The organism is Trichococcus sp., from assembly GCF_049589555.1.
GTDB lineage: Bacteria > Bacillota > Bacilli > Lactobacillales > Aerococcaceae > Trichococcus.
The window spans coordinates 1-6,239 of the sequence record NZ_JBAWAZ010000380.1 but is presented as its reverse complement, the minus strand read 5'-3'; the positions used below and the strand labels follow the sequence as shown (position 1 = coordinate 6,239).

The window sequence follows — 6,239 nt, the reverse complement described above, 5'->3', positions numbered from 1 at the left end:
TTCCCGTACAGCTTCGTCCGTCCGATTTTCAACAATCTGATGATGAAACATGCAACTGATTTCATTGGTTGCTCGGATGAAGCCGGCATCGGCCTCTTCGGCAAGGAACAACCTTTCGTTATGCTTCCGAACGGCATCGACCTCGACCGTTACCGCAACGTGCCGGTGACGAAGGCAGAAATGCATGCGCAGTTGGGCATTCCGGCTGACGCGTTCGTGATCGGTCACATCGGCCGCTTCGAGGAACAAAAAAATCACCGGCTGTTGCTGAAGATTTTCAAACATATCCTGCAAAAACACCCGAACACCTATCTGTTGTCGGTCGGGGCCGGTAGTCTCGAAGCAGAGATCCATGGCTTGGCCAAGGATCTGGGCGTATCCGACCATGTGCTCTTCTTGGGCGAACGCGAAGATATCGCCGAATTGCTGAAAGCGATGGATGTCTTCCTGTTGCCTTCGTTGTATGAAGGCTTGCCGATTGTGGCGGTGGAAGCGCAGGCAGCCAACGTCAAATTGGTGCTGTCGACGGAAGTGTCAGAGGACACGGTGTTATCCGAAAATGTCCGTTTTGTGCCGCTGAATGCGGACTTGGACCGCTGGGAAGCTGAAGTCATGGGCGACCCGAAAGGCAATCGTCCGAAACCGGAAATGGAAGCTTTTGATATGCTGAAGACCGCAAAAGCGCTGGAAAAAATCTACGATGCGACGGAGGGTACAGCATGAAAAACTTACCTACAATGAAGGAAACAAAAGAATTTCTACATGACAACAAAAAAACAATCATCGGGACTGCTTTAGCGTTGGTCATACTGTACGCATTGGCGATCGCCTACACACTGTTCAGCGATGATAAAGTCGAAGAAATCAAGGAAATCGATCCGGCTACCGGCTTGGAGTTGCAGCTGATCACCGACGTTGAATATACAGCTTTGCTAACGGATGCCGTCCGTTTCGATTTCTATGTCGAAAATACGGAAGGTTATGCTTTCACGAACTTTAATCTGTTGGAAGCGGTGCTGTTGTCTCCGCAGGTCTACGAGGCTATCAATTCAGTCGAGCCTATCGCTGCAACCGATGAAATCGAAGCGATGGAGGAAGGCAACATTCCTGCGAACTACATGATCGATGTCGATACGGATTATGATACGAGTGAGCTGCATATCACGGTCGGAACCGGGGATGAAGCAAAGAATGAAGCCATCGCAACAGTGCTCTATGAAGCAATGCAAGAAGGAACGATCCCGTTCTTTGAAAATAAGAGCATTTACCTTTTGTCAGAACCGCATGTTGTCCAACTGGAGAAAGGTCCAGAGCAGACGGATGAAACAGGAAGCACTAGCTTGTTGCTTTATCTCGTCATGGGCACCGGCCTGTTCATCGGCGGCTTGTTGTTGGGCATGTTGTTGGGATTCTTCCGTCTTTTCTTCAAAAAAGAGATTACGGATATATTCAACTATCGCATGAGCGATGACGATACCGTGCTGGACCTTTCACATTCGAATGCTGCGGAACAGGAAACGGCTTTGGCGCATGGCATCCAGCATCCGGCGGCAGCCCGCAAACTGATCCTTTCCGAGGAACCTTTATCGACGACTGTACAAAAACGCCTTGAGCAACTGGAAGGCGCGCCATACGTATTCGCGCAATCCGTCCTCTCGGCAGATCCGCTTTTGCATTTCGATGAAGTCATCCTCGTTTCCCGCAAGAACGGCACGACGAAGGGCTGGTACAAGAAGCAACGCACGCTATTGGAAAATTACGCGACTCCAATCAAAATCATCCTAATCTAGCATTGGAGGAATAACGGATGGCACTCTATGTCTTTACCTTCATCACCTTGCTGCTGCTCAGCATTGCTGAAGTGTTCTACGACAACAAAAAAATCGTCCTGATCGGTGGCGGCCTCTTGGCTGTCCTGGCCGGGTTGCGCTATTACTCGGGATACGATTTCGTTTCTTATTATTACTTTTTCTATGATTTGACAGGCTTGTCGGATGTCTTCAACGGAAGCATCGATGCCGAACCGGGTTACCTGTTATTGAACTATCTTTTCCTTAAGCTCGGCTTGAATTACTACGCGTTCATTCTCTTCTTCGCGTTTCTGAGCATGGGGCTGTTGGTCAATTATCTTTACAAAAATGTCCCATACCCATCCCTGATCCTGTTCTATTATTTCTCACGCTTCTTCTTGGCGAGGGACATGGGGCAGATCCGCGGTTCGATTGCCAGCATCATCCTGCTCTATTCGGTGAAATACATGAAGCAGAAACAGCTGTTCCGTTTTCTTTTCGTGGTTGGGATCGCATCGCTTTTCCACATCACCGCGCTCATCTTCATCGTCGGCTACATCTACGAGAATTATCTGTATGACGGCAGCCGGCTGCAGGTGATGGTACTGTTCGGTTTGGCCGTAGCTGCGGGTATCGTTGTGCAGATGCCGCAGCTCTACATGTGGGCGGTCCCGGATCGCTACGCGCCTTATTTCACGAATCCGGCCTATACCGGCGGACAATGGCTACTGAATCCGGTTCTGTTGATGCAATTGTTGATTTTCTTCGGGACATTGCTGTTCACGAATGTCCGCAAGGATGAAAAGTACCGGACTTACCATAATCTCTATTTTCTGGCATCATTGATCCTGATCGCTTTCGGGAATCTGGCGACGGTAGGGGGGCGCCTGAGTTCGCCTTTCGCGACCTATGAGATGTTCGTGGCGCCGTATTTCATCCTGAACTTTACGAAGAATAAAATGGTCAATCTGATTTTCTGCCTGGGATTCACGGTCATTATCTTCCTGCTGATCTTCATCCTGTCAGGGGATTATGCCTACTTTATCCCGTACGGTACGCTTTTGAAATAGGATACACACCAGCCTCTGGCCAATCTGTAGATTTTACAGATAGGCCAGAGTTTTTTTGTAGACTGAAAATTTGGGCAGCCCGAAAAATGCGGGTGCGATTCAGGTTGAAAAATGGTAAGATGAAAATGCATTCAAAAATCAATGGTGTTTTGATGCACTGATTGTCTGGAGGAGGAATTTAAGAGGATGTTTCATGGAAATAGAGGATATTGGCGCAGAATTACGCTGGCAAGTGCGGTCCTAGTGACTTTAGGTACGGCAAGTATGCCTTCGGTATCTGCGGAAGAAGAGAGCGGGACAAGCGCCGTTTCGACACAAACCATCGTACAGATCCTGTCGACCACAGAAGTGAATTATCAGGCACGCGTACTTTCAGCAACGGATGCGATCAATACGCAGCCTTGGGGTACACCGGGATTTGCAACGATTGCCTGGAGCGCCGACTACACAGGCAAGACGGTGGATGTCACGCAAGAAAAATTGGCTGATAATGGCGTAACTTGGGCGTATATCACAATCAATGACACGGCTATCGGTTGGATCGCAAAGACAGCCCTGTCTGAACCGGTTGAACCGGATTATCTCGAGGTGCTGACTACGGTCGACATCGAATACACGGCTACGGTTACACGTAACACGGATGCCATCAACGCAGCGCCGTGGGGAACGAGCGGGTTTAAAACATTGACGTATAGCTCTGAATACTTAGGCAAAAACGTCACGGTAACCCAGGAAAAAACGATCGAAAATGGTGTCACTTGGGCTTTGATTTCATTGAACGGAACACAACTCGGCTGGATCGCAAAGGATGCTTTGACCGAACCTGAATATTTGGAAGTGCTGGAGACGACCGATATCCAGTACACCGCCACAATCACGCGCGGTACGGATGCAATCAATACAGTTCCATGGGGAATGCGCGGCTTCAAGACAGTGGCTCTCAGCTCTGCATACCTAGGCAAGACTGTCACGGTGACGCAAGAGAAGGTGCTTGAAAACGGCGTAACGTGGGCTTTGATCACAGTTGATGGCAAACAATTGGGCTGGATCGCAAAGGATGCTTTGACCGAACCAAATTATGTGCAGATCTTGTCGACTACGACCGTCGATTATGACGCTGTTGTCGTCCGCGGAAATGATGCCATCAATTCGCAGCCTTGGGGTACAAGAGGTTATCAAACGCTAGCCAACAGCACAGTCTATTTGAACAAAGAAGTGCTTGTCACGCAGGAAAAATTAGCTGACAACGGTGTGACTTGGGCATTAATCACCTTGGACGGCAACCAATTGGGTTGGATAGCCAAGGATGCTCTGAAGAAGGTTGACTATGTGGAAATCTTGTCGACGACCGGCGTGGATTATCCGGCTACAGTCACGCGCAGTGGGGATGGCATCAACACGCAGCCGTGGGGAACGAGAGGGTATCAAACCATCGGCTCTAGCTCCGATTATCTCGGCAAACAAGTGACCGTCGTTCAAGAAAAAGTGGCGGACAATGGTGTGACCTGGGCTTTGATCTCCATTGACGGCAGCCAGTTTGGTTGGATCGCGAAAGCGGCTTTGACGGAACCTACTTATGTCCAAGTTGTCTCTTCGAAGACCGTGTCGTATCAAGCGACTGTTTTGCGAGGAACGGATGGCATCAACACCTTGCCATGGGGAATGAAAGGCTTCAAAACAATTGGATACAGCTATACTTATCTGGGACAAAAAGTCACTGTATCAAAAGAGCAAGTAACGGATAATGGCGTGACTTGGGCTTTGATTTCCATCAACGGAAAGGAACTCGGTTGGATTGCGAAGGATGCGCTCTTCAATAAGGTTGTCACAACGACCGACACTTACTATAAAGCGACAATCACACGCGGTACGGACGGCATCAACTCTTTGCCGTGGGGGGTGGAAGGCTACCAGACAGTAGGCTACACTTCAAGTTATCTTGGTTCCGGTGTAACGGTCAGCCAAGAGAAATTGACCGCGGATGGTGTCCGTTGGGCATTGGTTTCCCTGAACGGAAAAGTATTGGGATGGATTGCGAAGGATGCCTTGACGGTTGCAGATTTGACACACACTGTGTTCCTTGACCCGGGGCATGGCGGCTGGGAAGCCGGCGCGTCATACAGCAGCGTGATGGAAAAGACGATCAACCTGGCTGTCTCAAATAAGGTGAAAGCGAATCTGGAAGCTTTGGGATTCACGGTCATCATGTCGCGCACAACGGATACCTATGTTGGTTTGTTGGAGCGCTCAGAAGAAGCGAATGCATCGGGAGCGGATATTTTCGTCAGCATACATCACAATGCGATGCCTTCGAATGCGACTGTCACAGGAATAGAGACGTATTATTATCAATACGACTCCGACTATCCACCGATCATCAACGAAGAAATGCACAATGATCCGACACGCATTCTGGAAAGCGCCCAATTGGCTTCAGCGATCCAGGATTCTTTGGTGGAAAATACGGGTGCACTTGATCGCGGTGTACGTCGGAACACCTTCGCTGTTCTGCGCGAAACGGCTATTCCTGCCGTCTTGCTCGAATTGGGTTACATGAGCTCGCCGACCGAATTGGCAAAACTGACTACGACTAGCTACCAGACAACTTTGGCGAAAGCCATCACTGTTGGTATCGTGGCGTATTTCGAATAGGGTTACTGGTTTGGAAGCCGGAAGGTATCATCCATCATGGATGATACCTTCCGTTTTTTTTTGCGAAATGCAGAGCCAACTCCGGCGAAGCCGTCGTTCACCGGAGCACAGCCTAAAAAACGCTCAATCCTGAGAGCGCTTTTAAAAATAATGGTTAGTTTCCGTCGCAAAGTGATATAATATATATATCTAATTTAAGGTAATCTTAAGAAATCCGTCGATAGATATGGAGGGGTAAAATGAAGATCGGGCAAAAAAAATACATGCGAACGTATATCGCTTTATCAAGCATGGCTGCAAGCTTGCTTGTCGGACACAAAGTCGCCTTCGCCGAAGAAGTTGATGCCACAGCGCCAATTGAAACAATAAATCCGGTGCTTCCTTTGCAATCCGTTGAGGTTCAAGCACCATCGACAGCCTCATTAACGGATGGGGAACCGGTTGTTGTAGAAGAGCAACCCTCGCTTATTCCGGTCCGCACCATTTTGAACGCAGGCGTCTATGGTGCAGATAAATTGACTGGTACAACCCAACCGAATGCGTACGTGGTTGTTTGTGCAGGAGAGAGCAAAGTTGGCGAGCAAACTGCCGATGAAGCCGGAATTTTTACGATTGCGATGGCGAGTGCTCCGGAAGGGACAACGGTTTTGCAGGTGAAAGTCTATAAGGATGCTACCCAAACATTCCTTCTGACTGAATCGGAATGGCAGGTGCCTGTGGCTGAAGC

Annotated in this window: 5 protein-coding genes; all 5 read left to right on the top strand. The window is 49.0% G+C overall.

Translation table 11 applies throughout. The features are described from left to right. Window positions 1-723 (top strand): glycosyltransferase (locus WBV27_RS13230; protein WP_424202586.1); only part of this gene is annotated, 723 nt, incomplete at its 5' end. After that, complete coding sequence (locus WBV27_RS13225; protein ID WP_424202585.1) at window positions 720-1,790, top strand: hypothetical protein; 1,071 nt, start codon at window positions 720-722, stop codon at window positions 1,788-1,790. The genes WBV27_RS13230 and WBV27_RS13225, both read left to right, overlap by 4 nt. 17 nt (window positions 1,791-1,807) lie before the next feature. After that, window positions 1,808-2,860: an EpsG family protein gene (locus WBV27_RS13220; protein ID WP_424202584.1), complete on the top strand. Its 1,053-nt coding sequence runs from the start codon at window positions 1,808-1,810 to the stop codon at window positions 2,858-2,860. Between the two features lie 186 nt (window positions 2,861-3,046). Next, window positions 3,047-5,512, top strand: a complete 2,466-nt coding sequence (locus WBV27_RS13215) for a GW dipeptide domain-containing protein (RefSeq protein WP_424202583.1) — start codon at window positions 3,047-3,049, stop codon at window positions 5,510-5,512. Window positions 5,513-5,751: 239 nt separating this feature from the next. After that, window positions 5,752-6,239: hypothetical protein (locus tag WBV27_RS13210; RefSeq protein WP_424202582.1), on the top strand; the 488-nt coding region annotated here is incomplete at its 3' end.

Coding starts and splice junctions, on each gene's coding strand:
- WBV27_RS13225 (WP_424202585.1), top strand. CDS start 720: ATGAAAAACTTACCTACAATGAAGGAAACAAAAGAATTTCTACATGAC.
- WBV27_RS13220 (WP_424202584.1), top strand. CDS start 1,808: ATGGCACTCTATGTCTTTACCTTCATCACCTTGCTGCTGCTCAGCATT.
- WBV27_RS13215 (WP_424202583.1), top strand. CDS start 3,047: ATGTTTCATGGAAATAGAGGATATTGGCGCAGAATTACGCTGGCAAGT.